The sequence below is a fragment of the Homoserinimonas aerilata genome (genome assembly GCF_006716125.1).
In the GTDB taxonomy this organism is placed as follows: domain Bacteria; phylum Actinomycetota; class Actinomycetes; order Actinomycetales; family Microbacteriaceae; genus Homoserinimonas; species Homoserinimonas aerilata.
In genome coordinates this window covers 917,838-944,193 of record NZ_VFOM01000001.1, presented here as the reverse complement: position 1 = coordinate 944,193, position 26,356 = coordinate 917,838, and the positions used below count along the sequence as shown (strand labels likewise).

Genomic DNA, 26,356 nt, shown 5'->3' with positions numbered 1-26,356 from the left:
GTCACCGGCGACGTCTCTCCTCGGCGGCGAAGCCGAGCAGGATCTCACGCTGCAGACCGAACATCTCGCGCTCCTCATCGGGCTCGGCGTGGTCGAAGCCGAGAAGATGCAGGATGCCGTGGGCCGTCAGCAGGAGCAGCTCATCGAGCATGCTGTGCCCCGCCGTGTCGGCCTGAGACTGCGCCACCTGCGGGCAGAGCACCACATCGCCGAGCAGCCCGGCAGGGGTCAGTTCGTCGTCGGTGCCCGGGCGCAGCTCGTCCATCGGAAAGCTGAGCACATCGGTCGGCCCGGGCTCATCCATCCACTGCACGTGCAGCTGTTCCATCGCCGCCTCGTCGACGAGCACGATCGACAGCTCGGCGTCGGGGTGCACGTGCAGCTGGTCGAGCGCGTAGAGCGCGAGGCGCTGCAGCGCGGCCTCGTCGACCTCGACGACCGACTCGTTGTTGACCTCGATGCTCACGGGCGTCCCTCTCGTTCGAAGCTGTTCATCTGTCGTTCCGCGTCATAGCGGGTGTAGGCGTCGACGATGCGGCCGACAAGCGTGTGCCGCACGACATCGGCGCTCGTGAGCATCGCGAAGTGGATCTCGTCGATCTCGTCGAGTACATGGGTGACCAGCTTCAGCCCGCTCGACCCCATCGGCAGGTCCACTTGCGTGACATCCCCCGTGACGACCATCTTCGAGCCGAAACCGAGCCTCGTGAGGAACATCTTCATCTGCTCCGGCGTCGTGTTCTGCGCCTCATCGAGCACCACGAAGGAGTCATTGAGCGTGCGCCCACGCATATAGGCGAGCGGGGCGACCTCGATCGTGCCGATCGCCATCAGCTTGACGACCACATCGGGGTCCATCATCTCGTTCAGCGCGTCGTACAGCGGGCGAAGGTAGGGGTCGATCTTGTCGGTGAGGGTTCCCGGAAGGAAGCCCAGCCGCTCGCCAGCCTCGACCGCCGGACGGGTCAGGATGATGCGGTTGACCTCCTTGCGCTGCAGGGCCTGCACAGCCTTCGCCATCGCCAGGTAGGTCTTGCCGGTGCCCGCAGGGCCGATGCCGAACACGATCGTGTTCTCGTCGATCGCATCGACATAGTCGCGCTGACCGAGCGTCTTCGGTCGGATGCTCTTGCCCCGGCTGGTCAGGATCGGCTGCCCCAGAACATCGCTGGGGCGCTCCCCGTCGCTCGCGATGAGTCGAGCAGACTCGCGCACATCACCCACGCCGAGATCATGCTCGGCCCGGGCCAGCACGGCGAGCTCATCGATGAGCCTGCGCACGGCGCGCACCTGATCTACAGGCCCATCGAGTTGGATCTCGTTGCCACGGACGTGCACCGAGACGAGCGGATGCTGTTCCTCCATGGTGCGAAGCAGGCGATCCTGCGGCCCCAGAAGGTGCACCATCGCCACGCCGTCCACCCGAAAGCGCTCGCTTGTGACGGCATCCTGCGCGCCGCTGCCGTCGGAGCCGCCCGGGGATGCTGGGCCGTGCGCCGATTCGAAGCCGTCGTCAATCGCCAAGGGAGCCTTCCGTGAGCCCGCCGCCCATGATGTGGGCGTGAACGTGGAACACCGTCTGGCCGGCATCCGTGCCCGTGTTGAACACGAGACGGAACTGGCCGCCACAGTGTTCCTCTGCCAGCGTCGCAGCCGCGGCGACCATCTCTGCGAGGAGCTCCGGATCGCCCGCCGCGAGTTCGACGACATCACGGAACTGCGGATCCTTCGGGATCACAAGCAGGTGCACAGGGGCCTTCGGCGCGATGTCGCGGATCGCGATCAGCCGCTCGCTCTCGAAGACGACGTCGGCCGGGATCTCACGATCGATGATCCTCGTGAAGATGGACGGTTCGGCATGGTCAGGCATACGACAAGCCTAAGCGACAACCGGCCCGGCACTGCGGCGCGAGCGTGGCTGCCGCCACTACCAGCGGCCCAGGCGCGCGCTCAGTACCGCGATCGCCGCGGGACCCGCCGTGGAGGTTCGCAGCACCCCGTCGCCGAGACGCACAGCGACGGCTCCTGCCGCGGCCAACTGCTCGAGCTCGGCCGGCGCGATGCCTCCCTCCGGCCCCACGACGACGGCAACATCGCGCCCGTCGAGTTCGAGCTCAGACAGCCGCTGTTCCGCCGTCGGCTCCAGCACGAGCACACGCAGTTGCGACGCCAGCGCGGCGACTGCGGTCGTCGACGCCAGCTCCCGCACCTCAGGGATGCGCGGCCTCATCGACTGCTTCGTGGCCTCGCGCACGATCGCCCTCCACCGCTCGATGCCCTTCGCCACCTTGGGGCCCTGCCATCTCACGATCGAGCGCTGCGCAGCCCACGGCACAACAGCATCCACACCGAGCTCGGTCGCCGCCTGCACGGCGGACTCATCGCGATCGCCCTTGGCCAGAGCCTGCACGAGCAGCACCGCAGGCGACGGCACCGGGGTCTCGACGACGTCGACGGCCTCGACGACGAGACGGGCAGCATCCGCCTCCACAACCGGCCCGGTCACGACAAGCCCCGCACCGTTGCCGATCGACAGCGACTCCCCCACCCGGATGCGACTCACCGTGACGGCATGCCTGGCCTCGGCACCCTCGATCGAGACGGATGCGCCCGGCGCCGCCGACACTAGCGACTCGTTCAGGTAGAAGTGCGCCACGCTCGTCTCCCGCCTGTCGCAGCTAGATGTTCAGGAAGCGGTCGCGCAGCTTCTGGAACAGCCCCTGCTGGAAGTGCGCCAGATGCGGCGGCACCGCATTCTGCACGCGGGCCAGCTCGGCGATGAGCTCCTTCGACTTCGAGTTGAGCTTCGTGGGCGTGAGCACCTGGATGCCGACCTTCAGATCACCACGGCCCGAACCACGCAGGTGGGTGACGCCACGATCCTTGACCGTGATCACCTCCGCGCTCTGCGCGCCGGGCTTGATCTCCAGCTCGACCGGACCATCGAGCGCGTCGAACGTGGCCGTCGTGCCGAGGATCGCATCCGTCATCTGCACCTCGAGCGTCGCCAGGATGTCGTCGCCATTGCGGCTGAACACATCGTGGTGGCGCACCTTGATCTCGAGGTACAGGTCGCCGTTGGGCCCACCGGCCGGGCCGACCTCGCCCTGACTCGGCATCTGCAGGCGAAGGCCCGTGTCAACGCCGGCGGGGATGTCGACGGGGATGCGACGGCGGGCGCGCACGCGGCCCTGGCCGGAGCACGTCGAGCACGGGTTCGGGATGACCGTGCCGAAGCCGCGGCAGGTGCCACAGGGGCTCGAGGTCATCACATTGCCGAGCAGGCTGCGCACGGAACGCTGGATGAGGCCGGAGCCGCCACAGATGTCGCATGTCGCCATCTCGGTGCCCGGGGCGCAGCAGGAGCCCGCGCACGTCTTGCACGTGACGGCCGTGTCGACCTCGACCTCGTGCTGCGTGCCGAAGATGACATCCTCGAGCGTCACCTCGATGCGGACGAGCGCATCCTGCCCTCGCTCCGTGCGAGAACGCGGAGGGCGATTGCCGCCGCCCCCACCGCCGAAGAAGGTCTCGAAGATGTCGCCGAAGCCACCGAATCCACCGCCGAAGCCGGCCTGGTCGCCCAGATCGTACTGCTCCTTCTGCTTGGGGTCGGAGAGCACGTCATAGGCGTGGGTCACGTCCTTGAAGCGATCGGCGGCATCCGCTCCCGGATTCACATCGGGGTGCAACTCGCGGGCAAGACGACGGTACGCCTTCTTGATCACCTCGGGGGTCGCATCCCGGTCGACGCCGAGTACTTCGTAATGGTCAGCCACTGCAGTTCCTTAGATTCTTGTTCTCTCGTGTGACGCGCCGCGCCACAGTCAACTCTCGCCCAACAGGCGCGACAGGTAACGTGCAACCGCACGAACCGCCGCCATATTGCTGGAATAGTCCATCCGGGTCGGCCCCAGAAGCCCCAGGCGGGCAAGCTCGCCGCCGGCCGCCGTGTAGCCCGTGCTCAGCACGGAAGCCTCGCCGAGGCCGAAAGACTCGTTCTCCCGGCCGATGCGCACCGAGATGCCAGCCTGATCCTGCTCCATCTCGCCGAAGAGCTTCAGCAGGGTGACCTGCTCCTCGATCGCCTCCAGAACAGGATAGATGCTGCCGGCGAAGTCCTCCTCCGTGCGCGCAAGATTCGCAGCCCCCGCCATCACGAGCCTGTCGTGCCTGTTCGCGAGAACCTGCTCGGCCAGGCTGGCCGCGATCGGATGCACCACCTCGCGCCGAGCAGGAGCGAAGTCGTCGGCGAGCGAGTCGAGGCGCGCAGCCGCCTCCGTGAGGAGCAGCCCGTCGAGGGCCGAGTTGATGCGCATCCGCAGGTCACTCAAAAACTCGTCATCGAGGCCGGGCCCCACGTCGACCATGCGCTGCTCCACCCGACCGGTGTCGGTGATCAGCACGGTGAGAATGCGCGACTCGGTGAGCGGCACCAACTCGACATGACGGATGCGCGAGCGCCCCAGAGACGGGTACTGCACAAGAGCGACCTGATGCGTGAGCTGCGAGAGCAGGCGCACCGTGCGCGCGAGCACGTCATCGAGATCGGCCGATTCGCCCAGGAACGCGTGGATCGCCTGCCGCTGCGCCGCATTCAACGGCCTGAGATCGGCGAGCTGGTTGACGAAGAGGCGATAACCCTTGTCGGTCGGCACACGGCCGGAGGAGGTGTGCGGCGCGGCAATCAACTCCTCCTCCTCGAGCTGGGCCATGTCGTTGCGGATCGTCGCCGCGGACACGCCGAATGAATGGCGCTCGACGATCGACTTGGAGCCGACAGGCTCTCGGGACTCCACATAGTCCTGCACGATCACCCGGAGCACCTCGAGACCGCGATCTGAGACCACAATCCACCGCCCTCACGGTCATTGGCACTCGAACAAGTTGACTGCCAATTGTATCGTGACACGCCGCTTCCGCATTCGTTGCGCGGCGCGGCGAAGAGGCACTACCTTATGGGATAGCCTTCGCTGCCCTCATTCAGGGGGCACTCAGCAGCGTCAGGTGTCCCGGCATGCACCGGGCAACTCCCGAAAACCGGAAAGGCATACGCAATGACCGATCAGACCCCTCCCCCCGCGTCACCGGCGGCAGCAGCACCGCTCACCCCTGCCGAGGACAACCAGTGGGCGTCGTTCGCACACCTGGGTGGCATCCTGTGGATCCTCCCGCCGCTCATCATCTGGCTCGTGTTCAAGGACCGCGGCACCCACACCGACCGTGAGGGCAAGGAGTCGGTGAACTTCCAGATCGCCGTCACCATCGGCCACATTGCGATCCAGATCATCAACGCCGTGCTGACCGCTGTCACCTTCGGCTTCTGGATGCTCATCGGATGGATCCTGCCGCTCGCGCTCTGGATTCTCACGATCGTGTTCTGCATTCAGGGTTTCAACGCCGCGAAGAACGGCCAGTCCTACCGCTACCCGGTCAACCTGCGCCTCATCAAGTAGTCGCAGAGCAGACGCAGGGCCGGGAGCATTGCTCCCGGCCCTGCGTCGTTCACGGGCGGGTTTGCTTTAATGGGCCGTATGACGAATCAGGCACCCCCACCACCGCCCTCCGGCTACAACGCCGCACCGCAGCCGCTCAGCCCCTCAGACGAGAAGCTGTGGGCGACGCTCATCCATGTCGGCGGCATCTTTCTCGGCTTCCTGCCGGCGCTGATCGGCTATCTGCTGTTGAAGGACCGCGGGCCGTTCGTGCGTGAGCACACGAGGTCTGCCCTCAACTTCCAGATCTCGTTCACCATCTATGCGGTCGCCCTCAGCATCGTGGGCAGCATCATCGTGGCCGTGACGTTCGGAATCGGGGCGATCATCGTTGTGCCGGTTCTCATCGCATTCGGTGTCGCCGCCATCGTCTTCATGATCATCGCAGCGGTCAAGGCGAACTCGGGGCAGTACTACAAGTACCCGGTGACGATCGAATTCATCAAGTAGCACCCGGGACGGGCGGCATCAGCCTTCGTCGAGGAGCCGTCGCACGACGGCATCTGCGAGCAGCCGCCCGTTCCTCGTGAGCACGATCGTGCCGCGCACCGCACTCGCACCCTCGACGAGGCCGTCGGCGATGAGCCCCGCGACGGCCGTGCGGCCCTGCGGCCCCAGCTCCCCCGCCGATATTCCTTCACGGATGCGCAGCTGGAGGAGCACACGCTCGACCCGTCTCGTCTCCTGGTCGAGCGTCTCCCGCCCGGCGGCAGGCGAATGCCCCGCCATGATGCGGTCGGCGTAGGCGGCCGGATGCTTCACATTCCACCAGCGGACCCCGCCGACATGGCTGTGGGCGCCGGGCCCGACACCCCACCAGTCGTGACCCCTCCAGTAGGCGAGGTTGTGACGGGAGCGGTGGGCATCCGTCGTCGCCCAGTTGCTCACCTCGTACCAGTCGAATCCGGCCGCGCCGAGCAGCTCGTCGGCCAGCTCGTACATGTCGGCCTGCAGATCCTCATCAGGCTGCGCAACCTCGCCGCGCCTGATCTGCCGGGCCAGCTTCGTGCCGTCCTCCACGATGAGCGAATAGGCGGAGAGGTGATCCGGCGCCTGCGCGATGGCGTGCTCGAGCGAGCGGCGCCAGTCGTCGAGCGACTCCCCCGGTGTTCCGTAGATGAGGTCGAGGCTGACGTCGAGGCCCGCCTCGCGGGCCCACGCGACCACCAGCGGCACGCGCTCGGGGTCGTGGGTGCGCTCCAGCGTCGCCAGAACGTGTGGGACGGCCGACTGCATGCCGAACGACACCCGCGTGAAACCGGCGCGCCCCAGCGCCATCAGGTAGTCGAGGTCGACCGAATCGGGGTTCGCCTCTGTCGTGACCTCCGCATCCGGAGCGATTCGCCAGGCGTCGCGCACAGCGTCGAACATCGAGACCAGATCGGATGCGGGCAGCAGCGTCGGAGTGCCGCCGCCGAAGAAGACGGTTGACACCGGCCGCTCGGGCAGGCCCGCAGCATCCATCACGCCACGTGCCAGCGCGACCTCCTGCACAGCCTGGCTCGCGTAGTCGCTGCGCTTCGCACCCCGAAGCTCATCTGAGGTGTAGGTGTTGAAATCGCAGTAGCCGCAGCGCACACGGCAGAACGGCACATGCAGGTAGACGCCGAAGTCGCGGCCCTCCGCGCCCTCGGCGACGGATGCCGGAAGGGCGCCGTCGAGGGGCGCAGGGTCGGCGATGGGCAGGGCGGAGGGCATCGTGTCAGTCGACAGGGCCGGTGAGGGCCTTCAGATAGCGGGCACGGATGATGCGCTGCCCGATCGCGAGGAAAGGACGCGCCCACCCCCACCCCGTCGCAGAGCGAGAGATCGTGCGGACCGTGAGCCACACGGAGCCGTCGTCTTCGAGGTCGACGACGAACGACTCCTCACCGCTGATCTGGTGGCCGGGCAGGGTGCCGTAGGCGAAGCCCTTGCGATTCGGTTCGTCGATCACGTAGACGACGCGCACAGGCTCATGGATCTTGAACGGGCCGACGTGCAGCACCAGCCAGGCCGAGTCGCCGGGCGAGACGAAGGGCAGGCCGTCCGGCCCGTACACCGTCTCTGTCGACGGGCCGGTGATGGCAGGGGCGACGGGCGTGCCCGCCGTGTCGAAGGAGACGGGCGCGTAGCTGCCCTCGGTGACCTCCGGAGGGGTCTCCGTCAGCTCGATCGTGAAACCGCTGCGGACCTTGATACCCCACGCGAGTGTCGCGTGCCAGGCGAAATCCCAGCGCGCGGGGCCGGTGCCGATGCGCACCCGCTTCTCGAAGACGCGGTAGCCCTCCGGCGGGTAGCGCAGCGTCTCGGGCGACTGAGTGGCCCCCACCGCCGCGTAGGTGACAGGAAGATTCCAGAGCGCGGGGCGCGACACTACTTCTTGTCCTTCTTCTCGACATCACCCGAGAGGGCGGCAATGAACGCCTCCTGAGGAACCTCGACGCGGCCCACCATCTTCATGCGCTTCTTGCCCTCCTTCTGCTTCTCGAGGAGCTTGCGCTTGCGGGTGATGTCACCGCCGTAGCACTTGGCCAGAACATCCTTGCGGATGGCACGGATGCTCTCACGAGCGATGATGCGAGCACCGATCGCCGCCTGAATGGGCACCTCGAACTGCTGGCGCGGAATCAGCTCGCGCAGACGCCCCGTCATCAGCACGCCATAGGCATACGCCTTCTCGCGGTGCACGATCGCGCTGAACGCATCCACCTGCTCGCCCTGCAACAGGATGTCGACCTTTACCAGGTCGGCCTCCTGCTGACCCGACGGCTCGTAGTCGAGGCTCGCATAGCCGGCCGTCTTGCTCTTCAGCTGGTCGAAGAAGTCGAACACGATCTCGCCGAGCGGCATCGTGTACTTGATCTCGACCCTGTCCTCGCCGAGATAGTCCATGCCGAGGAGCGTGCCGCGGCGCCCCTGGCAGAGCTCCATGATCACGCCGACATAGTCCTTGGGCGCGAGGATCGCCGCCTTCACGATCGGCTCGCTCACCGAATCGATGCGGCCCACCGGGAACTCGCTCGGGTTCGTCACGGTGACCGTCTTCCGGTCCTCCGTCGTCACCTCATAGATGACGGATGGCGCAGTCGTGATCAGGTCGAGCCCGAACTCGCGGTCGAGCCGCTCCGTGATGATCTCCAGATGCAGGAGGCCGAGGAAGCCGCAGCGGAAACCGAAGCCCAACGCAACCGAGGTCTCCGGCTCATAGACGAGCGAAGCATCCGAAAGCTTCAGCTTGTCGAGCGCATCGCGCAGCGCCGGATAGTCGCTGCCATCGATCGGATACAGGCCGGAGAAGACCATCGGGAGAGGCTCCGTGTACCCGGGAAGGGCCGCGGATGCCGGCTTCGACGCCGTCGTCACCGTGTCGCCCACCTTCGACTGGCGCACATCCTTCACACCCGTGATCAGATAACCGACCTCGCCGACCCCTAACCCCTTGCTGGGCACCGGCTCAGGCGAACTGACACCGATCTCGAGGATCTCATGCGTCGCACGCGTCGACATCATCTGGATCTTCTCGCGCGGATTCAGCTGGCCGTCGACCATCCGCACATACGTGACCACGCCACGGTAGCTGTCGTAGACCGAGTCGAAGATCATGGCCCGCGGCGGCGCACTCGCATCACCGACAGGCGGCGGGATGACACTCGTGACGCGGTCAAGCAGCTCAGGAACACCCACGCCCGTCTTTCCGGAGACCCGGAGCACATCGTCAGGCGAACCGCCGATCAGATCGGCGAGCTCCCGCGCATACTTCTCGGGGTCGGCCGCAGGCAGGTCGATCTTGTTCAGCACCGGAACGATCGTCAGGTCGTTGTCGAGCGCCAGATACAGGTTCGCCAGCGTCTGCGCCTCGATGCCCTGCGCCGCATCCACAAGCAGGATGGCGCCCTCGCAGGCGGCAAGGCTGCGCGAGACCTCATAGGTGAAGTCGACGTGCCCGGGGGTGTCGATCATGTTCAACGCGTAGGTGCCCGCCGGAGACGGGCCGGTCTGCGCATCCAGAGCCCACGGCATCCGCACCGCCTGGCTCTTGATCGTGATGCCACGCTCACGCTCGATATCCATGCGATCGAGATACTGGGCGCGCATATCGCGGTCACTGACGACACCCGTCACCTGCAGCATGCGATCGGCCAACGTCGACTTACCGTGGTCGATATGGGCGATGATGCAGAAGTTGCGAATGAAGGCGGGGTCGGTCGAAGCCGGCTCGAGGGCCTTCTGTGCTCTGGGGCTCACGCGTTCCTCTGAAGACTCTGGTGGCAGGCCGCATGCGGCGCGCCCGGGGGATGATATCCGTCGATTCTCCCATGCCTGAGGCCGCTGCCCGAATCGGCGCCCAAAGGCGGGGCGCTTCGCACGCGGCGCGCCGACGATCGGGGAATTGTCGGATGCCCCTCAAGACTGGTAAAGTTGCCTGTTGGCTTGCGCACCGCGTTCATTTCCCACGATCACGGGTGCGAATTGCAGCCCTCAGCCGAATCGATGCCCTCTACATCGACGCGGTCACGGCTGCCGAACATCATCCGGAACAACAGAAAGTTACTCAACGTGGCAAATATCAAGTCGCAGATCAAGCGCATCCTCACCAACAAGAAGGCGACCGACCGCAACAAGGCCGTCCGCAGCGAGGTCAAGACGGCAGTTCGCGCAACGCGCGCCGCCATCACCGAGGGCAACAAGGAGAAGGCTGCAGCCGCTCTCCTCGTCGCCTCCAAGAAGCTCGACAAGGCCGCCAGCAAGGGCGTCATCCACAAGAACCAGGCGGCAAACCGCAAGTCGTCCATCGCGAAGCAGGTCAACGCGCTGTAGCAGCACCCGCTCGCGACCGGCAGCAACGCCGGACCGAACGAACAGGACCCCGCCTCACTGAGGCGGGGTCCTTCGCTTTGTGCCGGCGCCTGTGTCTGTGCCGAGCCAGCGGCCCTATCCCCCGGGCTGCTCGCCTCGGCTCGCGATCACGCCCACCATGCGCTCGAGTGCGAAAACCGGATCGCGCTGGGCGCCCTTCACCGCGGCATCCGTCTCGGCGAGCATCTCGATGCAGCGGCCGAGACCCGAATCTGTCCAGCCCTGCAGGTCACGCTTGGCGCGATCCACCTGCCACGGCGCCAGACCGAGCTGGCCGGCCAGCTGACCCGAACCGCCCCGCGCGCCCGAAACCTTCGCCATCGTGCGCAACTTGCTCGCGAACGCGGCGACGATCGGAACAGGGTCTGCACCGGAAGCCAGTGCGTGCCGCAGCATGACAAGGGCGTCGCCCTGCCGGCCCGCGATCGCGATGTCGGCGACCGCGAACGCCGTCGTCTCGACGCGGCCCGAATAATATTTCTCGACGGTCGCCTCGGTGATCTCCGCCGCCGCATCCGACACCAACTGCTGGCAGGCGGATGCGAGTTCGGCGACATCATCGGAGAACGCGGCGACGAGCGCACGGATGGCGCCGGGGCTCACCCGTCGGCCGGCAGCAGCGAACTCGGCGCGGGCGAAGTCGACCTTGTCGGACTCCTTCTTCAGCTCGGTGCAGACGACCTCGATTCCACCGCCGAGCCCTCCCCTGATGGCGTCGAGCAGCTTCTTGCCGCGCACCCCGCCCGCATGACGGAGCACCAGATAAGTGCCCTCGGCCGGATTCTCAAGATAGGCGAGCGTCTCGGTGATGAACGCATCCGTACACTTCTCGACGGCGACCGTGCGGATCATCCGCGGCTCGCCGAACAGCGACGGGCTGGCCACCGTGAGCAGCTGCCCGGGGGCGTAACCGTCGGCCTCGAGGTCGCTCACCTCGAGGCTGGGGTCCTCGAGGCGGAGCATGTCGCGCAGCATCCGGATCGCCCGGTCGGCCAGGAAGCCCTCCGTGCCCGAGACGAGCACGACAGGGGCGGGGCGGATCTGCGACCAGCCCAGCTGCGGAATCGCGGCGGCCGCCTTCGACGCTCCGGATCGTCCGCTCGCGGACCTGCCTGCTGGCCTGGCTGCCACGGGACTCCTTCGGTTCTTCACGCTGGTGACTGCGCGGCGCCGGGCCGCGCCCACAAGCCTATTCGCCTCCCCCGACCGTCGGCTCCGGCAGGCGCTCCCGCCAGACGCGGATGCCTCCGGTGCCGTCCGACGACAGCAGCACGAGCCCGTCGGTGTCGGAGCGGGTGACCTCCGCGCCTGTGCCCTCGAGCACGTCCAGAATGGAAGCATTCGGATGCCCGTAGCTGTTTTCCGCGCCGACCCCGATGACCGCGACCCGCGCCGACAGCGCCTCGTACAGGCGGGCGCTCTGGTCGCCCGATCCGTGATGCGACACCTTCACGACGTCGACGGAACCGAGTGCGGCGACCTGCGCGCGGCCCGCTGCGAGCATCCGGGCCTGCGCCTGCTCGCCGAGGTCTCCGAGGAACACCGAGCTGAGGCATCCGGCATCGCACCGCCCGACGCCGGAGAACGACAGGACGACACTCAGATCGTTGCCCGGCTCGAAACCCGACGGCCGCTCGGCCGGCCACAGCACCCGCCAGCGCAGTTCGCCCAGCGCGCCGATCATGCCCCTGCCCGCCGGCGTCATCGTGGCCCCGCCCCGCTCCAGCGCCGCAAGGACGGCATCGTCATCGGCAGCGCCGGGCGGGCCATGCAGCACCGCGCCCACCCGGCCCAGAACCGCTGAGGTGCCGCCGACATGATCGAGATCGAAATGGGTGAGCACGAGCAGGTCGATGCGCGCGACACCCAGACGGTCGAGGCAGTCGGCGAGCAGTGCGGGGTCGGGGCCCGTGTCGACGAGCGCGATGGCGCCCGCGCTGCGCACCAGCACGGCGTCACCCTGCCCGATGTCGCAGGCGGCGATCTGCCAGTCTGCGGGCGGTGCGAGCCGCCGGCGCAGCTGCTCACCGCCGACGGCACCCAACCAGGCCATCAGAAGCACAAGAACCAACACGCCTGAGCCTGTGCGGATGCGACCGGGCGAGGCGAGCACGCCCAGCACCGCCGAGATGGTGACGATCGCGGCGAGCACCGCCCCTGCAGCACCCTCGGCCCATGGCAATCCGCTGCCGGGCAGCCCCGCGAAGAACATCGCGACCGCCGCGATCCAGCTCGACGGGAACCACGCCACCCACGCCACAAGCTGGGCGAAGCCCGCCCACAGCGGCGCGATGAGGCAGGCCACGAGCCCCAGCACCGTCGCAACCGGTGCGGCCGGCCCCGCGAGGATGTTCGCGACCACGCCGTACAGCGGGATCGTCGGTGAGAGCAGGATGATGATGGGCTGGCAGGCCAGCTGGGCGGCCAGCGGAACCCCGATCAGGAGAGCGACAGGAGACGGCATCCACGCCGACAGGAATCGCGCCAGCGGGCCGGCCAGCACGAGCAGTCCTGCCGTGGCGAGCACGGAGAGCACGAAGCCGAAGGAACGCGCCAGCCATGGGTCGATGGCGAGCAGCACGAGCACGGCGAGGGAAAGCACAGGCACCCCGCCCGCCCCACGCCCGCCCAGCCGGGCGAACAGCACCGACACCGCCATGACGGCGGCTCTCAGCACGCTCGGCTCGGGGGTGACGAGCACCACAAAACCGGCCAGGACGACGACGGATGCGACGATCCGGGCCGCGATCGGCATCCGGAGCATGCCGCCCAGCACGAGCACCAGCCCGACGACCACCGCGCAGTTGGCACCGGAGACCGCCGTCAGGTGGCTGAGTGAACTGGCCTTCATTGCCGCGTCGAGTTCTGAGGAGACGGCCGCGGTGTCTCCGATCGCGAGGCCTGGAAGAAGACCTCCGCCGAGACCGGGAAGCGACTGCGCGAGGTCGAGGAAGCCGGAGCGCAACGCGGCCGCAGCACCGAGCACCCCGCCCGGTTCGCCGAGCACGCTCGCCGTGCCACGCGAGAACACCAGGAAGGCGGCGGCGTCGCCGGGCTCGTTCGCCGTCAGGGTGCCGGAGAGTTGCACTGTGGCACCGATGATCGCCGAGGGCCGGTCGATCGAGGCGAACACGACGATCGGCACGGAGACCGCAAGGGTCTTCCCCTCCAGCTGCACAGAGTCGGCCGTCGCCGCGAACCGCTCACCGCCGTCATGAACGGTCTGCGTGAGCGTCGCCTCGATGGACACGAAGCGGCCCTCCTGCGCGGCCTGCAGCATCACCGCAGGTTGCCGGGCATCCGCCCTCGCCATCGCGCCGAGAAGAAGAACGGATGCCGCCATCGCGCAGACCGCGAGCAGGGCCAGCACCCGCCGCAGCCCGCCACGGGCCCGCAGGAGAAGCACGGCCCCCGCCGCCAGTACGGCCACCGCGCCCCCGACCGCTCCCCCGAGCGCCGCGCCGGGAGGGTTGCCGATGAGAACAGCCACGGCAACCCAGCCGACGACAGCGGGCAGCGCCAACCGCAGATCGAGGCGCGACGAAGATGGGGCCATCGGCTCCGCCGTCACACCGTCACCAGATCCTTCAACGCCGCGAAGGTCTTCTCCCCCACCCCGGACACCGCCTGCAGATCCTCGACCGTCGCAAAGCGGCCGTTCGTCTCCCGCCAGTCGATGATGCGGGCCGCCATCGCCGGCCCGACCCGGGGCAGGGTCTCCAGAGCTGCGGCATCCGCCGTGTTCAGATTCACGCGGCCGTCACCGCCCACCCCCGGCTGCGCGCCCGGCGCCGCCGCCGGCACCTCGCCCAGCTGCGGCACATGGATCTGCTCGCCATCGCTGACGAAGCGCGCCAGATTGAGCTGCGCGCGATCAGCCTCCTCGGTGAAGCCTCCCGCCGCCGCGACGGCGTCGACCGCCCGAGCGCCCTCGCGCAGTTGGTAGAGGCCCGGCCGCTTCACCGCGCCCAGAAGGTGAACGTAGATCGTCGCCGTCGGAGCATCCACCCCGACGGTGCCGGGATCATCCGGCGCAGCAGAGGCACCGATCGCCGTCACCGAGCCCGAGGAGCCCAGCGCACTCACCAGCACGGCGACTCCAAGGCCGAGCAAAACGAGCACTACCGCGGCACCCACCCGCATGCGCAGGCGCACACCCGGGCCGGAGCCTCGTGGGCCCTCGACGATACGGTCGGCCGGCTCCGCGGCGTCGACGAGCGGACCCTGGGCCCTGTGACCGTGCGATGCCATGCCGCCACGTTAAGCGTGCTGTGACCTCGCATCCGGCCGACCGGGCCAACCCGGTGGACAAGCCCAGCCGACGCCGGATGGTGAGGAGAAGCCCGCGAGCAGCGAGACTAACCGCGCGTGCTGATGCTCACGATCTTGGGGGCCCGCACGATCACATTGACGACCTCGCGGCCGGCGATGGAACGGATCGCGCCGGCGGTCGCGAGAGCGAGCCGCTCCAGCTCCGCAGGATCGATCGTCGGGCTCACCTCGAGCTTGTCGCGCACCTTGCCGTCGACCTGCACGACGGCCGTCACCGACTGCTCCACGAGCAGCACGGGGTCGGCCTTGCGCCAGCCGGCGAGGGCGACCGGTGCGGGGTGGCCGAGGCGCTCCCACATGTCCTCCGCCGTGTACGGGGCGAACAGGCTGAGGCCGAGGGCAACCGTCTCGGTCGCCTCCCGCACCGCCGCATCCGAACCTCCCGGCGCGCCATCGATCGCCTTGCGGGTCGCATTCACGAGCTCCATGAGGCGGGCGACCACGACATTGAACTTGAACGACTCGATCAGCTTCGGGGCATCCGCCAGGAAGCGATGCGTGACCCGACGGAGCCCCACATCACCGGTCTTCCAGAGCACATCGGGCGCACTCGTGACATCGCTCGCGAGCCGCCACGCCCTGGCGAGGAACTTCGCCGAGGCATGCGGGGAGACGTCAGCCCAGTCGATGTCGTCCTCGGGCGGGCCGGCAAAGGCCATCGTCAGGCGAACTGCGTCGACGCCGTGCAGTGCCAGCTGCTCGCTGAGCTGCACGATGTTGCCCTTCGACTTGCTCATCGCCGAGCCGTCCATGAGCACCATGCCCTGGTTGAGCAGAGCGCTGAACGGCTCGGTGAAGCTCACATAGCCCAGGTCGTACAGCACCTTCGTGATGAAGCGCGCGTAGAGCAGGTGCAGGATGGCGTGGGTCACGCCGCCGACGTACTGGTCGACGGGGGCCCACTTCTCCGCCTCCTTCGGGTCGAAGGCCTGCGTGTCATCGTGCGGGTTCAGGAAGCGCAGAAAGTACCACGAGCTGTCGACGAACGTGTCCATCGTGTCGGGGTCGCGGCGTGCGGGCGAGCCGTCAACCGGGTTCGGCACGTTCACCCAGTCCTCTGCTGCTCCGAGCGGCGACGAACCCTTCGGCTTGAGGTCGAGGCCCTCGCTCGGCGGCAGAGTGACCGGCAGCTGGTCCTCGGGCACCGGCACCATGCTCCCGTCCTCGGCGTGGATGATCGGGATGGGGGTCCCCCAGTAGCGCTGGCGGGAGATCAGCCAGTCGCGCAGCCGGTAGTTGCGGGCCGAGCGGCCGGTGCCGGCCTCCTCGAGCTGGGCCGTCACCCGCTTGATGGCGTTCGCCTTGCTGAGCCCGTCGAGGGGGCCGGAGTTCATCATCCGCCCCTCCCCGCCCAGCGCCTCGCCTGTCACGGCGGGGTCGAGCGACGGCAGCTCCGGCAGAACCGGGTCGCCGTTCTCGTCGGTCTCGATGACCGGGATGGCACCCGTGACGGCGGCGTTCGTGTCGACGACGACGCGCACGGGAAGGCCGAACTTGAGCGCGAAGTCGAGGTCGCGCTGGTCGTGCGCCGGGACGGCCATGATGGCGCCCGTTCCGTAGTCGGAGAGCACGTAGTCGGCAGCCCAGATCGGCAGCCGCTCACCGTTGACGGGGTTGACCGCGAAACGGTCGAGAAACACGCCCGTCTTCTCCCGGGCCGCATCCTGACGATCGATCTCACTCGTCTTCTGCACCGCGGTGAGATAGGAGGCGAACTCCTGCTTCACCGCGTCGGAGGACCCCGCAACCAGTTCGGCGGCGAGATCGGAGTCGGGGGCGACGACCATGAACGTCGCGCCGTACAGCGTGTCGGGGCGGGTCGTGAAGACCGCAACCTTCTCCTCACGGCCTTCGACCTCGAAGTCGACCTCGGCTCCGATGGAGCGCCCGATCCAGTTGCGCTGCATGGCGATGACCTTGGACGGCCAGCTGCCCTCCAGCTGGTTCAGGTCGTCGAGCAGGCGGTCGGCGTAGTCGGTGATCTTGAAGTACCACTGCGTGAGCTTCTTCTTCTCCGCTGTGGCGCCACAGCGCTCGCACACCCCGTCGACGACCTGCTCATTGGCGAGCACCGTCTGGTCGTTGGGGCACCAGTTGACCCAGGATGCCTTGCGGTAGGCGAGGCCCTTCTCATACATCTTGAGGAACAGCCACTGGTTCCACTTGTAGTACTCGGGGTCACTCGTGTGCAGCACGCGATCCCAGTCGAAGGATGCCGCATACAGCTTCATGCTGCGCTTCTGCTGCTCGATGTTCTCGTACGTCCAGGCGCGAGGGTCGATGCCGCGCTTGATGGCCGCGTTCTCGGCGGGGAGGCCGAAAGAGTCCCACCCGATGGGGTGCAGAACGTTGAATCCCTGCTGGCGCCAGTAGCGGGCGATGACGTCGCCGAGCGCGTACGCCTCCGCGTGCCCCATGTGCAGGTCGCCCGAGGGGTACGGGAACATGTCGAGCACGTACTTGCGTGGGCGGGTGTCGTCGGCGGTTGCGGTGCTGAACGGCTTCAGCTCGTCCCAGCTCGCCTGCCACTTCTCCTGCATCGACGCGAAGTCGTAGTCGTCGTGCTCGTCGGACCGCGAGTTGTCTGAAGGGGCTGATGCCACAGGATTCTCTATTCGTTGCAGAAGTCGATGCTGTCGTCGTCCGTCACGGCCGAGGGCCTCGTTCCGGCACGCTGTGCCACCGGACCGACGTACCTTCCAGATTAGCGAACGGATGCCCCGAGCACCGCCATGAGGGCGGCCGCCTTGATCCGAACCTCCTCAAGCTCCTCCTGCGGCACCGACAGCGCGGTGATACCGCCGCCGGCGCCGATCGTCGCACCCCTCGCATCCACCACGATACTGCGGATGACCATGGCCAGGTCGGCGCGCCCGTCGAGCCCGAAATGGCCGAAGGCACCCGAGTACACACCGCGCGCGCGGCCCTCCAGCCGATCGAGGATGCGCGTGGCGCTGCGCTTGGGCGCACCGGTCATGGACCCGGCCGGAAAGCAGGCCCGAACCGCGTCGATCGCGGTCAGGCCGGGCCGCAGGTGCCCCGTGACGGTACTCACGAGCTGATGCACCTGGGGGTACGACTCGACGGCGAGCAGCGACGACACCCGAACCGTTCCGGTGACGCACACCGTCGACAGGTCGTTGCGCATGAGGTCGACGATCATGAGGTTCTCGGCGCGCTCCTTGTCGCTCGCGAGGAGCTCCTCGCGCAGCCGCGCGTCTTCCTCCTGATCGGCTCCCCTCCTCCGAGTGCCCTTGATCGGCCGGGTCGTCACGACGCCGCCGGGCCGCACCTCGAGGAACTGCTCCGGCGATGCGCTCAGCAGCGACTCCGCGCCGAAGCGCAGAAGCCCTCCGTGGTGGGCCGGGCTGGCCGCGCGCAGCCGCAGATAGGCCTCGAGTGGCTCCACCTCGACGTCGAGCGAGGCCTCGTTGGTGAGGCAGAGCTGGTAGGCGTCTCCCGCCCGGATCGCATCCTGGCACTGCGCGATCATGGTGAGGTATTCGGCGTCGGAGTATCGCCAGCGCGCGCTTCGAGAGGCAAGTGCCCCGGATGCCGGGCGCGGCTCCGCGTCTGCCTCGCCGCATGAGGTCTCCCGCAGCACAGCGATGACCTCGTCGCGCCACTCGGCCAGCTCGCCGTTCCACGACTCGCCCAGCGCCAGCAGCCGCATCCGGCTCCCACGGTGGTCGAACACGAGGGCGCGATCGACGAACATCATGGTGGCCCGAGGCTGGCCCGCACCCCGAGCGACGGGCTCCCCCATCGTCGTCTCGCGCAGTTCGTAGCCGAGCCAGCCGACCCAGCCGAGACGAAAACCCTCGCCCTCTCCGGCATCGACGCCTGCGGCATCCGCCAGCCCTCGATCGAGTGCGTCGAGAATCGGATGCCCCGGGCCATCGATGAGAACGACATCCGACGCCCCCATGGCACTCATGCCCGAGACGGCATCCGTTCCGCTGTCGAGCCAGAAGGAGTTCTCGCGCCGCGCGAACAGCGCGCTGTAGGCCTTCGCGGGGTCGATCCATGGCACCCAGTCAGACTCGAGCACCCGGCGACGCATACGCTGAGTCTATGAGTGAGAGCACCCTGCACGGATGGGTCGACGGCGAGCTGCGCGCGCTCGGCCTGGAGGACGTGGCGGGCGCGCGGATCGAAGCCGCCGACTCGTGGCTCGTCAGCGAGGGGCGCGTGCTCGCCCTGGAACTGCACAGGATGCGTTTCTTCGACGCGGTCGAGCGCGCTGCCGCGAGGACCGGACACACGCGGGTCGACCCCTCAGGGTTCTGGGACGCCGTCATCGACCGCCTCCCCGACACGGGCGAGCGATTTCCCCGTGTCGATCTCGTGACACGGCAGGATGCGCCGCTCCTGCTCTTCAGAGACCGTCCAGCGCCGGAGCGCGGACTGCAGCTGACCCTCGCCAGCCACAGCGGCCCCGAGCCCCGTATCGAGCCGGGCGTCAAAGGCCCGTCGCTCGAGAACTTGGAGAGCATCCGTCGCGAGGCCTCAGCATCCGGCGCCGACGATGTGGTGCTGCTCGACAACGACGGTCACGTCATCGAGGGTGCCAGCACGGCGCTGCTGTGGTGGCGCGGGGAGATCCTCTGCCTGCCCGACCAGGAGCTCGAACGGGTCGACAGCGTCACAGTGCGATCCGTCGCAGCCATGGCGACGGCCCTCGGCATCGACCTGTCCTGGGAGAAGACGACGCCGGCCGAACTCGACGGGCTCGAGATCTGGGCGGCCAATGCTCTGCACGGCCTGCGCATCGTCACCCGCTGGATCGACGGCCCGTCGCCTGCCGAGGAACCCGGCCGGCTGCGCGAGTGGCGAGCCCGCCTCGATTCGCTTCGGCGGCCCGTGGCGAGGAACAGGCGGCACACTGCCAGCATCGAGGGCAGCCCGCCCGTGAATAATTGAGCTGATGAACGAGATACTCACGTGGATCCTCGACCTGGTCCAATCGGTCGACCCCGTTCTGCGCACCGCCCTCGCAGGCGTGGGGATGCTGCTCGAGACCTCCGTGCTCGTGGGCCTCGTCGTTCCCGGCGACACGATCGTGATCGTGGCGTCGACAGCGGTCGCCAATGTGGTCGAATACGTCGCGCTCGTGCTCACCGTGATCGTCGGCTCGCTCGCCGGCGAGAGCATCGGCTTTCTGCTCGGCAGGCTCTTCGGGCCTCGCATCCGTTCCAGCCGTCTCGGCCAGAGGATCGGCGAACGGCAGTGGCGCGTCGCGCAGCGCTACACCGACAGGCGCGCAGGCATCGCGGTGTTCATCTCGCGCTTTCTGCCCGTGCTGCACTCACTCGTGCCCCTCACCGCAGGGATGAGCACGATGCGGTACCGCACCTTCATGAGCTGGACCATCCCGGCCTGCACCATCTGGGCTGCAAGCTATGTAGGGGTCGGATGGCTCGCCGCCGGCTCCTACCGCGAGCTCTCCAGCCAGCTGCACTGGGCGGGTGCCGTGTTCGTCGCCATCATCGTGGCCTTCCTCATCCTCGTCGCACTGGCGAAGTGGCTGCTCGGGCGGCTTGAGGCCCGTCACATGGAACGCCAGGACGGCGACGCCGACGACGACTGAGCCGGATGCATCCGGTTCAGAACTGAGACTGCCTGCCTACGCGGCGTCCCCGTAGAACCCAGCGAAGTACTGCCGCACGATCGCGCGGGCCTCAGCGATGATCGCCTCGTCACCCTTGGTGCGCAGCAGGAAGGCGCGACCCAGCAGCGAGTCGATGACCTGAAGACCGACCTCGACGCGGAACGCCAACTGCTTGCCACCTTCGAGACCGAAGCGTTCTGAGAGGACATCCGCGATGTGCTCTGCAACGACAGCAGACTGCGTGCCACCCTCGACCGGGCGGACGTCGATGACGTCGCCGAAGCGGATGGAGCGGAAGCCCGGCTTGGAGCGGAAGGAGGCCACCGAGACGTCGATGACGGCGTCGACGGCATCCGCCCAGCCTGAGAGCTTGGGGTTCTGAAGTGCCGCGCCCACCTCATCGATGTATTCACCGACGAAACGTGCACTCAGGCTCTGGAGCACCGCAATGCGGTCGGGGAAATAGCGGTAGACGGTTCCGATGGATGCGCCGGCGCGTTCAGCGACCATGGCCGTCGTCAGACGCTCATAGCCGATCTCCTCAATCACCTCCGCGGCGGAGTCAAGAAGGCGGGTGAGGCGCGCTGTACTGCGGGCCTGAACCGGCTCGTTTCGCAGATTTGCGAGGGTTCCAGGCACTGATTCGTCCCGGTTGCGGTGCGGCAAAGATTTCTCCTCAAATGTCTCTGTCTGGAAGTGTATAGCGCGCCCCCATTGCGGGGGCGCGAACCATCCGATGCACGAGAATGTCTCGGCGGATTGCCAGAAAAACACGACAAAAGCAGACGAAAGCGTCTGCTTGCAGCACGATTCACACACCCCGGATGCGGGCACAGCGAAGTCGTCACTCCATGCCAGACTGGGAGCATGGCAGCGTCCCCAGAAGCGACCGCTCGCATCCCGGGGACCAGTCCGCACCTCGCCTCGCGGATCGAGGACTGGTTCCACGACGTGCGAGAGAAGTCGGCCCGCCGTCGCGGTCACACCGCCACGATCATCCCCTACACCGGCTACGGTTCCCCCGGCTGGGTCAGGGTCCTGTGTCGGGTGCTGCTGTCGAAGCCGGGAACCGGCACACGGTACAAGAAGATCCGGGGCTGGCGCAGCTTCACGAGCGTTCCCCTCAATGACGCATCCGTCATCATCACCGTCAACGGGATCGAACACAGGGTCACCGCTGACCGCGGCGGCGTCGTCGACACCGTCATCGACTGTTCGCTCACCCCCGGCTGGCACAGCATCGGCATTCGCACCGAAGACTCCGAGGAGGTCGAGGCGCCCGTGTTCGTCGTCGACCCCGCAGCGCGATTCGGGCTCGTCTCCGACGTCGACGACACCGTCATGGTCACAGCACTCCCCCGCCCCCTGCTCGCAGCGTGGAACACCTTCGTGCTCGACGAGCACGCACGACGCCCCGTTCCCGGAATGGCCGTGCTCTACGAACGTCTGCTGCAGGATCATCCGGGGGCTCCCTGCTTCTACCTCTCGACAGGCGCCTGGAATGTCGCCCCCACGCTCAACCGCTTTCTGCGCCGACACCTCTACCCCAGCGGCCCGCTGCTGCTCACCGACTGGGGGCCCACCCATGACCGGTGGTTCCGCAGCGGCCGGGCACACAAGGAGGAGACCCTCCGCCGACTGGACGCCGAGTTCCCTGATCTGCGGTGGCTGCTCGTCGGCGACGACGGCCAGCACGACGAGGAGATCTACAGCGCCTTCGCGGAGGAGCACCCCGGGCGGGTGCAGGCCGTCGCCATCCGACAGCTGTCCACAGGCGAGGCGGTTCTCGCGGGCGGGCGCAAGAGCGACGAGGAGCGCAGCGCTGCAACGGCCGTTCCCTGGTACTACGCCCCGACCGGCGCGGGCCTCGCCGAGCAGCTGCTCGGCGACACGAGGCGCTGAGCGCCCCCGCTTCGGGCCGGCCGCATCTCCAGACCATGCGCTAGCGTGGATGGCCGGGCCATCCCCGTCCGCCCGCATCTTGGAGCAGTAATGATCGAAGCAACACCCGTGGTCGAGCACAGCCCCATCGAACATGGCCCTGTTGAGCGCCATCCCTTCGCGATCCGCCATCTGACCGTCACCTCGGTGCGACAGATCGGCATCTCCTTCGTGCGAGTGACCCTCGAAGGCGCCGACCTCGACGGCTTCGCGAGCACCGGCCCCGCCGACCATGTGAAGGTGTTCTTTCCCGACCCCGCGAGCGGCGAGCTGGCCGTGCCCGTCATGACGCCGGATGGCCCAGCGCGCCCCAGCGAGGGAACCGTCATCTCGCGCGACTACACGCCGCGAAGCTTCCGGCCTGCCACAGCCGACTCCCCCGCGAGCCTCGAACTCGACTTCGTCGTGCACGGCGACACCGCCCCGGCCACCGCATGGGCGTCAAAGGCGAAGGTGGGCGACGCCCTCGTCGTCGCGGGCCCGCGCGGCTCGCGGCCAGCGCCCACCGGCATGACGAAGGTTCTCCTCGGTGCGGATGAGAGCGCGCTGCCCGCCGTCGCACGCTGGATCGCCATGCTGCCGGAGAACGTGGAGATCTCGGCCTTCATCGAGCTCGACCACGACTCCGATGCCGTCTACCTCGACCCCGAGGTCGTTCAGCGCGCACAGGTGATCTGGCTCTCCAAGGGCGATGGAGCGCTCGAGCGCGCCATCCGCGGCATGGGAGACTCCGGAGCCATCGACGACGGCACCTACATCTGGGTGGCCGGCGAGACCGGCGGCCTGGTCGCCATCCGCCGCTACCTGCGTCGCGAACTCGGCCTGCCCGCATCCCGGGTCACCGTCGACGGCTATTGGAAGCGCGGCGTGGCCGGTCGCGACCACCACGCCCCCATCGACCCGAGCGACCCGGAGGACTAGGCCTTCGGAGGGCTAGGCCTTCGGAGGCACGGCGGACCATGCGGCCGGGCCTGCCGAGCCGGCCGGGTACTCCTCGAGCGGCACATCGCCGTTCCTCCAGACTGCGAGAACAGGCTCGACGATCCGCCAACACTGCTCGACGACATCGGCGCGCAGCGACAACGTCGGATCGCTCGACAGGATGCCGGACAGGACCTCGCCATAGGGGCCCAACCGCCCCGCGCCGAATTCGGCGGACAGCGTGACCTGATCCAGTTGGAAGGGATCGTCCTCCCCGTTCATCGCGACGTCGAACTCGATCCGATCGGGGCCGAGCACAAGGCGCAGTCGACTCGGGCCCACCCGCCCCGACAGCCCCTCCGGCAGGTGAGGCACCTCACGAAACGTCACCACGATCTCCTTGCGGCGATCGGCGAGGGCCTTGCCGGAACGCAGGGTGAACGGCACGCCGGCCCACCGCCAGTTGTCGACGGTGACCGTCATCTCCGCCAGGGTCTCGGTGCCGTTCTCCGGATCGACGCCCTTCTCATCGGCGTAGGAGGGCAGGCGTCGGCCGCCGATCGTGCCCGGCGTGTACCTGGCGCGCCTGCTCGATCGGCGAGGGTCATCATCCTGCGGCCGGACCGCGCGCAGCACCTGCGCGATCGAGCCCCTCAGATCGTCGGGGTCGAGCGTCGACGGCGGCTCCATCGCGACGAGGGCCAGCACCTGCAGCAGATGGCTCTGGATCATGTCCACCAGCGCACCGGCATGATCGTAGTATCCGGCCCGGCCCTCAAGGGCGAGGTTCTCGTCGAAGACGATGTCGACGCGCTCGATGGCATCCCTGTTCCACGACTGCTCGAAGAAGCGGTTCGCGAAACGCAGACCGATCAGATTGAGCACCGTCGACTTGCCAAGAAAGTGATCGACCCTGTGCACGCTGTTCTCCGGCACCACCCTCGCCAGTAGGGCGTTGAACGCCTGGGCACTCGCAAGATCTGTTCCGAACGGCTTCTCGAGCGCGAGCACTGTGCCCTCAGGAACCCCGATCTCCGCCATCGTCTTCACCACCGCGACGGCGACCGCGGGAGGCAGCGCGAAATAGAACGCGGGGGTGCCATCAACCGCGGCGATCACGCTTCTCAGCCCCTCGGCATCCGTCACATCCGCCGTGAGCCAGGCCGTTTGTGCGGCCACCCGGGAAGGCTCGGCACCCTCGGCGGCGCCGCTCTCGAACGACCGTGTGACGCGCTCCCGCCATTCGTCATCCGACAGCGCATCCTGCCCCACCCCGATCAGCGTCAGACCATCGGCCTGACCCGAAGCAAGCAGCTGCCCCAACCCCGGAAGGAGAAGGCGGCTCGTCAGGTCGCCACCGGCACCCAGGACAACCAGAACATCGATCTTCACAGTCATCGCTTCACGCTACGTGCAAACATTGGACGATGGCTAGGAAGATCGAAGACTATGCATTGATCAGCGACTGCCACACAGCGGCACTGATCGGAAGCGACGGCGGCATCGACTGGCTCTGCTTTCCGCGATTCGACTCCCCGTCGATGTTCGGGGCGCTCCTCGGCACCGAGGACCACGGCCGATGGATGCTCGCCCCGGTCGGCGACGTCATCGAGAGTTCACGTCGTTACATCGAGAACACCTTCGTGCTCGTCACCCGCTGGCGCACCGCAACAGGTGAGGTCGAGGTCACCGAGTTCATGCCGCACGGCGACAGGCGCGCAGACGTCGTACGCCGCGTGACGGGCCTGAGCGGCACGGTCGAGATGCGTCAGGAGCTGCGCATCCGTTTCGGCTACGCCGACGCCGTGCCCTGGATCCGCCAGAGGCCGGAGAAACAGGGAAACGCCCTGATCGCGGTCGCCGGCCCCGACGCCGTCGTCGTGCGCGGGCCGAGACTCACCGCATCCGATCACATGCACGCCTGCAACTTCACGGTCGCCGAAGGCGAGACAGCCGACCTGACGCTGCACTGGTACCCGTCTCATCGCGAAGTGCCGCCGCCGCTCGAGGTCGAGAAGAGCCTCCGCAACACGATCGACTGGTGGACGAAATGGGCATCCGCTGTCGACGTCGGGGGCGCCTATGCCGACGCCGTGCAGCGATCGCTCCTCGTGCTGCGGGCGCTCACACACGAGGACACGGGCGGTGTCGTCGCCGCGGCAACGACGAGCCTCCCCGAGCAGTGGGGCGGGGTGCGCAACTGGGACTACCGCTTCGTGTGGCTGCGAGACGCCTCACTCGCGGTCGAGGCGCTCGTGCAGCGCGGCTTCACAGACGAGGTCGAACACTGGCGCGGCTGGCTGCTGAGAGCGATCGCGGGAGACCCCGCGGACATCCAGATCATGTACGGAATCGCGGGCGAACGCGAACTCACGGAGCGCACGATCGACAGCCTGCCCGGCTATGAGGGCGCCGCCCCCGTGCGTCAGGGCAACGCGGCGTTCACGCAGTACCAGGGTGATGTCTTCGGCGAGGTGATGATCGCCCTCCGCCGCGCACGAGAGGCCGGCATCGAGGAGGGGCGGTTCTCGTGGCCGCTCCAGCGGGCCATCATGAGCTACGTCGAGGACAACTGGCAGAGGCCGGACAACGGCATCTGGGAGATCCGCGGCCCGCTGCGCCATTTCACGCACTCGCGCGTGATGCTCTGGGCGGCCCTCGACTGCGCGATCGAAGGCGTTCGAGTGCACGGCCTGCCCGGCCCCGATGATCACTGGGAGCGACTGCGTGATCGCATCGCCGAGGAGATCGAGACCGAGGGCTTCGACAGCGACCTCGGCGCCTACACGCAGTTCTATGGCGGAGCGGGCGTGGACGCATCCCTTCTGCAGCTGAGCCATGTCGGCTACCTCGACTACGACGACCCGCGGATGCTGGGCACCGTCGCCGAGATGGAGCGCACCCTGCTGCGCGACGGCCTGCTGCTGCGGTACCGCACGGAGGAGAACGTCGACGGTCTGCCGCCCGGCGAGCATCCGTTCCTTGCCTGTTCGTTCTGGCTGGTCGAGCAGTACGCGTGCTCAGGCAGGATCGATGACGCCACATCGCTCATGGATCGGCTTGTCGGTTTCTGCAACGATGTCGGTCTGCTCTCGGAGGAGTACGACGTCGACGAGCAACGACAGGTCGGCAACACTCCGCAGGCGCTGTCGCATCTCGCGCTCGTGCGTGCGGCCGGCGCGATTGAGAGGGCCGTCGCGAAGGCATCCTGAGCCAG

General features: G+C 67.7%; 24 protein-coding genes. 8 read left to right on the top strand and 16 right to left on the bottom strand.

Annotated features, from left to right (window positions below; all coding sequences use genetic code 11):
- Position 1: 1 nt before the first annotated feature.
- The 6 genes from ybeY to hrcA form a co-directional block, all read right to left on the bottom strand.
- Positions 2-466 (bottom strand): rRNA maturation RNase YbeY, encoded by a 465-nt coding sequence (gene ybeY / locus FB562_RS04455; RefSeq protein WP_141880043.1) that lies wholly within the window; start codon positions 464-466, stop codon positions 2-4.
- Positions 463-1,407 (bottom strand): PhoH family protein, encoded by a 945-nt coding sequence (locus FB562_RS04450; protein WP_141881080.1) that lies wholly within the window; start codon positions 1,405-1,407, stop codon positions 463-465. Before FB562_RS04450 ends, ybeY begins: the two co-directional genes overlap by 4 nt.
- Positions 1,408-1,513: 106 nt before the next feature.
- Entirely contained in the window at positions 1,514-1,870 is a 357-nt protein-coding gene (locus FB562_RS04445) for a histidine triad nucleotide-binding protein (RefSeq protein WP_141880042.1), read from the bottom strand.
- A 57-nt stretch (positions 1,871-1,927) separates the two neighbouring features.
- Positions 1,928-2,656 (bottom strand): 16S rRNA (uracil(1498)-N(3))-methyltransferase, encoded by a 729-nt coding sequence (locus FB562_RS04440; protein ID WP_141880041.1) that lies wholly within the window; start codon positions 2,654-2,656, stop codon positions 1,928-1,930.
- Positions 2,657-2,678: 22 nt separating this feature from the next.
- On the bottom strand, positions 2,679-3,779 hold the full coding sequence (gene dnaJ / locus FB562_RS04435) for a molecular chaperone DnaJ (protein ID WP_141880040.1): 1,101 nt from the start codon (positions 3,777-3,779) through the stop codon (positions 2,679-2,681).
- Between the two features lie 48 nt (positions 3,780-3,827).
- Positions 3,828-4,850, bottom strand: coding sequence for a heat-inducible transcriptional repressor HrcA (hrcA, locus tag FB562_RS04430; protein WP_141880039.1), 1,023 nt, complete (start codon positions 4,848-4,850; stop codon positions 3,828-3,830).
- A gap of 207 nt (positions 4,851-5,057) precedes the next feature.
- Here hrcA and FB562_RS04425 point away from each other — a divergent pair, with 207 nt between their 5' ends.
- Both FB562_RS04425 and FB562_RS04420 read left to right on the top strand, forming a co-directional pair.
- Positions 5,058-5,456 (top strand): DUF4870 domain-containing protein, encoded by a 399-nt coding sequence (locus tag FB562_RS04425; protein WP_141880038.1) that lies wholly within the window; start codon positions 5,058-5,060, stop codon positions 5,454-5,456.
- Positions 5,457-5,534: 78 nt separating this feature from the next.
- Positions 5,535-5,945, top strand: coding sequence for a DUF4870 domain-containing protein (locus FB562_RS04420; protein ID WP_141880037.1), 411 nt, complete (start codon positions 5,535-5,537; stop codon positions 5,943-5,945).
- 18 nt (positions 5,946-5,963) lie between these two features.
- Here the strand turns inward: FB562_RS04420 and hemW are convergent, their stop codons facing one another.
- From hemW to lepA, 3 genes are read right to left on the bottom strand one after another with little or no spacing between them, the layout of a single operon-like run.
- Positions 5,964-7,193 carry a radical SAM family heme chaperone HemW gene (gene hemW, locus FB562_RS04415; protein WP_141880036.1) on the bottom strand — a complete coding sequence of 410 codons (1,230 nt, stop codon included), beginning with the start codon at positions 7,191-7,193 and terminating at the stop codon, positions 5,964-5,966.
- Positions 7,194-7,197: 4 nt separating this feature from the next.
- On the bottom strand, positions 7,198-7,851 hold the full coding sequence (locus FB562_RS04410; RefSeq protein ID WP_141880035.1) for a DUF1990 domain-containing protein: 654 nt from the start codon (positions 7,849-7,851) through the stop codon (positions 7,198-7,200).
- Positions 7,851-9,722 (bottom strand): translation elongation factor 4, encoded by a 1,872-nt coding sequence (gene lepA / locus FB562_RS04405; RefSeq protein WP_141880034.1) that lies wholly within the window; start codon positions 9,720-9,722, stop codon positions 7,851-7,853. Before lepA ends, FB562_RS04410 begins: the two co-directional genes overlap by 1 nt.
- Positions 9,723-10,034: 312 nt before the next feature.
- Between lepA and rpsT the strand changes: the two genes are divergently transcribed.
- Positions 10,035-10,295, top strand: a complete 261-nt coding sequence (gene rpsT, locus FB562_RS04400) for a 30S ribosomal protein S20 (protein WP_141880033.1) — start codon at positions 10,035-10,037, stop codon at positions 10,293-10,295.
- Positions 10,296-10,409: 114 nt separating this feature from the next.
- Here the strand turns inward: rpsT and holA are convergent, their stop codons facing one another.
- The 5 genes from holA to FB562_RS04375 all read right to left on the bottom strand — a co-directional run bounded on the left by holA (position 10,410) and on the right by FB562_RS04375 (position 18,729).
- Positions 10,410-11,465: a DNA polymerase III subunit delta gene (holA, locus tag FB562_RS04395; RefSeq protein ID WP_185740455.1), complete on the bottom strand. Its 1,056-nt coding sequence runs from the start codon at positions 11,463-11,465 to the stop codon at positions 10,410-10,412.
- A 58-nt stretch (positions 11,466-11,523) separates the two neighbouring features.
- The gene (locus tag FB562_RS04390; protein WP_141880032.1) at positions 11,524-13,890 is read right to left on the bottom strand and encodes a ComEC/Rec2 family competence protein; all 2,367 of its coding nucleotides are present in this window, start codon (positions 13,888-13,890) and stop codon (positions 11,524-11,526) included.
- Between the two features lie 11 nt (positions 13,891-13,901).
- Complete coding sequence (locus FB562_RS04385; RefSeq protein ID WP_246081337.1) at positions 13,902-14,585, bottom strand: helix-hairpin-helix domain-containing protein; 684 nt, start codon at positions 14,583-14,585, stop codon at positions 13,902-13,904.
- 107 nt (positions 14,586-14,692) lie between these two features.
- Positions 14,693-17,269: a leucine--tRNA ligase gene (gene leuS, locus FB562_RS04380; RefSeq protein WP_281284305.1), complete on the bottom strand. Its 2,577-nt coding sequence runs from the start codon at positions 17,267-17,269 to the stop codon at positions 14,693-14,695.
- A 101-nt stretch (positions 17,270-17,370) separates the two neighbouring features.
- Positions 17,371-18,729 carry an anthranilate synthase component I family protein gene (locus FB562_RS04375; protein ID WP_141880031.1) on the bottom strand — a complete coding sequence of 453 codons (1,359 nt, stop codon included), beginning with the start codon at positions 18,727-18,729 and terminating at the stop codon, positions 17,371-17,373.
- Positions 18,730-18,740: 11 nt separating this feature from the next.
- On the opposite strand from FB562_RS04375, the gene FB562_RS04370 reads away from it, so the two are divergent.
- Both FB562_RS04370 and FB562_RS04365 read left to right on the top strand, forming a co-directional pair.
- Positions 18,741-19,589: an aminotransferase class IV gene (locus FB562_RS04370; protein ID WP_185740454.1), complete on the top strand. Its 849-nt coding sequence runs from the start codon at positions 18,741-18,743 to the stop codon at positions 19,587-19,589.
- A 4-nt stretch (positions 19,590-19,593) separates the two neighbouring features.
- Positions 19,594-20,256 (top strand): DedA family protein, encoded by a 663-nt coding sequence (locus tag FB562_RS04365; protein WP_141880029.1) that lies wholly within the window; start codon positions 19,594-19,596, stop codon positions 20,254-20,256.
- 36 nt (positions 20,257-20,292) lie between these two features.
- Here FB562_RS04365 and FB562_RS04360 read toward each other — a convergent pair whose 3' ends face one another.
- Positions 20,293-20,916, bottom strand: a complete 624-nt coding sequence (locus FB562_RS04360; protein ID WP_185740453.1) for a TetR/AcrR family transcriptional regulator — start codon at positions 20,914-20,916, stop codon at positions 20,293-20,295.
- Positions 20,917-21,144: 228 nt separating this feature from the next.
- Here FB562_RS04360 and FB562_RS04355 point away from each other — a divergent pair, with 228 nt between their 5' ends.
- Both FB562_RS04355 and FB562_RS04350 read left to right on the top strand, forming a co-directional pair.
- Positions 21,145-22,179: an App1 family protein phosphatidate phosphatase gene (locus FB562_RS04355; RefSeq protein ID WP_141880027.1), complete on the top strand. Its 1,035-nt coding sequence runs from the start codon at positions 21,145-21,147 to the stop codon at positions 22,177-22,179.
- Between the two features lie 90 nt (positions 22,180-22,269).
- A complete protein-coding gene (locus FB562_RS04350) occupies positions 22,270-23,139 on the top strand; it encodes a siderophore-interacting protein (RefSeq protein WP_141880026.1) in 870 nt (289 codons plus the stop codon).
- Positions 23,140-23,151: 12 nt separating this feature from the next.
- Here the strand turns inward: FB562_RS04350 and FB562_RS04345 are convergent, their stop codons facing one another.
- On the bottom strand, positions 23,152-24,537 hold the full coding sequence (locus FB562_RS04345) for a glucose-6-phosphate dehydrogenase (protein ID WP_141880025.1): 1,386 nt from the start codon (positions 24,535-24,537) through the stop codon (positions 23,152-23,154).
- A gap of 29 nt (positions 24,538-24,566) precedes the next feature.
- On the opposite strand from FB562_RS04345, the gene FB562_RS04340 reads away from it, so the two are divergent.
- Positions 24,567-26,351 carry a glycoside hydrolase family 15 protein gene (locus tag FB562_RS04340; protein ID WP_141880024.1) on the top strand — a complete coding sequence of 595 codons (1,785 nt, stop codon included), beginning with the start codon at positions 24,567-24,569 and terminating at the stop codon, positions 26,349-26,351.
- Positions 26,352-26,356 lie beyond the last annotated feature (5 nt).